A 4,039-nucleotide genomic window follows, 5' to 3' on the forward strand; every position below is an offset into this window, starting at 1 on the left:
CGGCCTCGCCGCCACCCTCTGCTGCTACAAACGGCTGATCCGCCTCACCACATAGGACACGGTCTTAGAAAAGTGCTGCTCGGCGACGCGCACTGTGAGCGCACCGAGTTCCGCGAAACAGAGGCGATACTGCAGAGCGCCGACCGCAGTACCGCATCGGAACACAAAATCCTGAGCGTGACCATGACCAGAACGATGGACCTGACCTGGGCGGCCTGCGACGTACTCGGCCCGGATGGGCGCACCCCGCGAGGCGCTCGAGCTACCGCCCCGCTGCGGCGGCCCACTGGCACCGGCCCGGCTCCGCTTCGTCGCCGCCCCGGCCACCGGTGATCCATCCGAACTGGGATTGTGGGAAGCAGCGTTGGCTGCCGTCGGGCCCCTGGCTGTTGCCTTCGAGGCCGCGGCGCACACCACGCAAAACAACCTGCTGCGGTGCGAAGGGACTAGACATCGCCGAGCGGCTCCATCTGTCGAAGCGCACGGTGCCCATCTGTTTGCAGCGTGCCTACAAGGACTTCGGAGTGACCAGCCAGGCGGAACGCGGTCCCGGTTCCCGTGCGGCCTGACACCGGTGCGTCGGCTCGCCCCCCTCGCCGAGCCCGGGATCCGGCAGTCAGGGGGCTGGGGCTCCCGCGGCGTCCCGTACCGGCGGAGCGTGGGCGGTCAGCTGACGTACGGCAGGCACGCAGAGGAGCGCCAGAGCGCACGGAAGTGCCAACGCGGTCATCGCGCACAGCGTCGTCCGGATCCCTGCGGCATCCGAGATCGGCCCCGCCAGTGCCAGTCCCAGAGGCATGAGCCCGGTCGACAGCAGGTAGTCGAATGAGGCTACGCGAGACAGGGCATGATCGGGCACGTGGGTCTGCAGGACCGTCTCCCACAGGACGAAGAAGAGCGAGACGGCGGCACCGGTGACGGCTTCAAGGACCGCTATCACGACGAGGGGCGCGCCGGAGCCGATGATCACAGCTTGGCATGTTCCCACGGCCAGCGCTGTGGCAGCCACGGCCAAGGGACGCGTCAGACGAAGCCGGTATGCGACGGCATTTCCCGCGATGGATCCGACGCCGAAGGCGGCAACCACCGTCGACCAGCTGGCTGCACCCCCCCAATCGCGTTCGGCCAGGACCGGCCCGAGAACGAAGACTGAGGGCAGCACGACGACATGGAAGACCCCCATGGCCACCATCGACGCCCATACCCAGCTACGGCTACGCACGTGCCGCCAGCCCGTGCGCATATCGTCCAGGAACGCCGATCGGCCCGCAGCGGGCGGTACGGCACCTGTAGCACGCGGGCGCAGCCCGGCCAGGAATGCGGCGCTGGCGGCGAACGTTAGTGCGTCGAGGGCCAGCGCACCGCCGGGCCCGGTCAGCGCGAGGAGGCCGCCGGCCAGGGCAGGGCCGAGTACCAAACCGGTCGACTGGGCGAAGCCCCGCAGCGCGTTGGCCTCCCGTAGCCTCCCGGCACTCACGACGAGCGGGAGCAGGCCGGTCGCCGCCGGCATGAAGAACGCGTCCGCTGTTCCGAAGACCCCCATGAGCACGACGAGATGGGTGACGGTGGCCCGACCGGTCAAAAGCAGGACGGCGACGGTCGCCTGAACGCCGAACCGGACCAGGTCGGAGACCAACATGATGCGGTGGCGCGGGAAACGGTCGGCCCACACCCCAGCAATGAGGGTGAAAAGGAGGACAGGCACCAGCCCGGCGGCGGCCACCAGTCCGACGTCCGATGCAGACCCATCGACCGCGAGCACGCCGAAGGGCACCGCCACGAAGGAGACGCGGTCCCCCAGGACTGACAGGGACTGCCCGAGGAAGAGCCGGGTGAACTGGGGCTCTTTTCGAAGCACAGAGGGAACCAAGGACGACACGGGTAGCCAATCGGAGGGGGTGGGTGGGGCCGCCCGCCACCGGGGGCTTAGCGCCAGCCAAACAGGTCGATCCGTTCCTTACCTGAGTAGCCCCTGCCCATCCGGCCAGCGGAAGCCGATCGGTGTTTCGCGCGCCCCGGGTGTCCGTCGGCGGTCCCATCCATGGGCTCGTCGTCAGCGGTGAGCAGGCGCGCGGCGAGAAGAGAGTGGGGAGGCTGGTCCGGCTCACCGGACGACGGTGGAGCCCATCAGCACCGCCGGGCAGCACGTTGCGTCGTAGTCCGGCCCAGGAAGCGATCCCATGGCCCGCGCGATCGCCAACCAGAAGGGTATGCACGTCGTAGATCGTGTCCTGCGGGGGCATCCGGTGACCCTCCGGACAGAAAGCCTGCAGCTATAACGCGGCTAAGGCTTGTCCCGCAATTGATCTTGGGAGCACGGTCGGCTGCTTCGTAGAGACGGGACTGAGCCTGCTACTCGGCCCGGAGGAGGTTGTGCAGGCGGGCGATGCCGAGCATGGCGTGGTGAACTCCGTCGCCCTTGAGGCGGCAGTCACGCAGGATCTTCCAGGTCTTCATGCGCGCGAAGACGTGCTCGACGCGGGCTCGGACCTGCTTGTGGGAACGGTTGTGCTCGCGCTTCCAGTCACACAGGTCCCCGCCAGCAGGACGGCGGTGGGGAATGATCAGCCCGGTTCCCAGATAGCCGCCGTCGGCAATCGTTGCAGTCCTGCCGACGGCGGCTTTTGCGCCGGACTCGGACCAGGCCTTGCAGTCGTTGCGGTTGCCAGGCATCGGACGACCCACGACAACGACCTGGTGGCTGTTTGCATCGATGACGACTTGGTGGTTCGTGGAGTATCGATAGTTCTTCGACTGCTCCGCGATCGTGTGGTCGCGGGTGGGCACGAGAGTGCCGTCCACGATGAGCACGGTGCCCTTGCGGAGCCGCTGCCGTTGCTTGAGCGCGAGCAACGGCGCCGTGCTGGTGACTATCCGGTCGGCCGCGGACTTCGAGATGCCGAACAGCGGCGCGGTCTGCCGCAGCGTCAGGTTGGTTCGCCAGTAGACGGCCACAAGCAGGACCCGATCCTCAAGCGGCAGTGACCACGGGCGCCCCCGGCGGACCTCGTCCGCGCCCTCACGGCGAAGGACGGTGATCAGCTTGCGGAAGAGCTGCGGGCTCAGCCCGGTGAACGGGACTATCCACGAAGGCTCCGAAGCCATGATCACGCCAGTCATACCAAGATCACGACAGGCGAAGATCACGCCTTTCCCCCAGCTCAGGCAGTCTCCAGCGCTGGGGGAAGGTTCGCGCTCGTGTAGGCGTCCGCGACGCTGAACGCACTGGCGCAAGTCGGGCACTCAGCACGACCGAAGAGGTGCCTGATGCCCTCCGCGATGCGCTGTTGCCCGTCGCGGACCGCCGTGGCGTGCATCCAGCGGCCGGGGTCGGGAAGCTCCTCGACTTGGGCCGGCAGCAGCTCCCGCCGCTCGACGTCGCCACGATCCCAGTCACGGATGGCCGAGTAAAAGCCGTAGGCCCCGATCGCGATGGTCACCTCCGCCCCGCAGTGCGGACAGGGCACCGTGTAGAAGTCGTCGGCGAAGTTCTCCAGGGCGGCACTCCAGTGGTACTGCCCCGCGAGCGCGAGCAGATCACCGAAGACCCGGTCGTACTCGGCAGGGCGGCTCCGCAGTCGCTGGTCCGCCAGGTCGCGCAGTCGGCTGAGCACCTCCGGACGGCCCGCGAGCAGGACTTCCCCGTCAGGATGCTGCAAAGTGCCGCGCGCGATGGCGCCCGCCAGTTCAAGAGCCTGCGCAGTTGCGGGGGCCAGGTCCGCCAAGCGGGGCACAGCGGTAAAGCTCGCCGGCGAGACAGTCTCACCGTGCAGGCATAAACGATCCCAAAGCTCCTCCATGCCTCGGGAGCTTCCTCGCGCTCAACCAAATCGAGAAGCACCGGCACTCGCTCAGTCTCCCCGTGGGCGTCCACTACCTGCGTCCAGTCCGTCACCAGGGCATTCAACCGCTCCCGGAGCCCCAGGGGTCATCCAGCCAGAGGGCGGAGCCGCACTCTTCCTTGATCATTACGGGACAGCCCTTAGGGCTTGCAGATCATTAACACGTTGTCTTGATCTTGTTGTTGGGCTCGCCTACC

The 4,039-nt window shown here is 67.5% G+C and carries 3 protein-coding genes; all 3 read right to left on the bottom strand.

What is annotated here, in order from left to right; translation table 11 throughout:
- Nucleotides 1-616: 616 nt before the first annotated feature.
- Nucleotides 617-1,879 carry an MFS transporter gene (locus tag ACFWW8_RS38180; protein ID WP_386537451.1) on the bottom strand — a complete coding sequence of 421 codons (1,263 nt, stop codon included), beginning with the start codon at nucleotides 1,877-1,879 and terminating at the stop codon, nucleotides 617-619.
- A gap of 473 nt (nucleotides 1,880-2,352) precedes the next feature.
- Nucleotides 2,353-3,120 carry a transposase gene (locus tag ACFWW8_RS38185; RefSeq protein ID WP_386537453.1) on the bottom strand — a complete coding sequence of 256 codons (768 nt, stop codon included), beginning with the start codon at nucleotides 3,118-3,120 and terminating at the stop codon, nucleotides 2,353-2,355.
- 41 nt (nucleotides 3,121-3,161) lie between these two features.
- Nucleotides 3,162-3,734, bottom strand: a complete 573-nt coding sequence (locus ACFWW8_RS38190; RefSeq protein ID WP_386537456.1) for a hypothetical protein — start codon at nucleotides 3,732-3,734, stop codon at nucleotides 3,162-3,164.
- Nucleotides 3,735-4,039: the final 305 nt, after the last annotated feature.

Source organism: Streptomyces sp. NPDC058701, from assembly GCF_042715295.1.
Lineage (GTDB): Bacteria > Actinomycetota > Actinomycetes > Streptomycetales > Streptomycetaceae > Streptomyces.

Coding starts and splice junctions, on each gene's coding strand:
- ACFWW8_RS38185 (WP_386537453.1), bottom strand. CDS start 3,120: ATGACTGGCGTGATCATGGCTTCGGAGCCTTCGTGGATAGTCCCGTTC.